The 460-nt window shown below is 34.6% G+C and carries 1 protein-coding gene; it reads left to right on the top strand.

The window, feature by feature from the left end:
* Window positions 1-441: ABC transporter permease (locus FILTAD_RS15000; protein WP_238988266.1), on the top strand; the 441-nt coding region annotated here is incomplete at its 5' end.
* Window positions 442-460: the final 19 nt, after the last annotated feature.

Raw genomic sequence — 460 nt, forward strand, 5'->3', positions numbered from 1 at the left:
CCTGAAGACATTGGAGGAAATCGCTTGTTAGGAGAAGAGTTCTATAATCGAATAGGAAAATCAAAAAGTCTATTTGCGGTATTCGCCACTATAAACATTCTTTTCATTTCGGGCGTATCATTTACGTTTGTGATTCCAGGACTGAAAGGGTTTAGTTTATATTTTGTGGTGTTGACATTATTAATGTATTTCATTGCAGCCAACATATTTGTAGGCTTATTTAAAGACAGAATGTGGTTTGTTTTTACGATTTGTATAATTTTGAGCAGCCTTGGAATGGGATGGCGTTTATGGCTTGAATGGGGAGAATTTACTTTAGTCGAGCATACGAGTCTGGCAGTATATATCGGTTATCCAATTGTTAGTGCTATCATCATTACAATAATTTATGTCATCAGCGGTTCCTTATTTGGAAAGAAAGTTAATTTTTCACTAAGATAACATAGCATTTTAAATGAGC

Origin of the sequence: Filibacter tadaridae (assembly GCF_900609045.1) — a bacterium.
Lineage (GTDB): Bacteria > Bacillota > Bacilli > Bacillales_A > Planococcaceae > Sporosarcina > Sporosarcina tadaridae.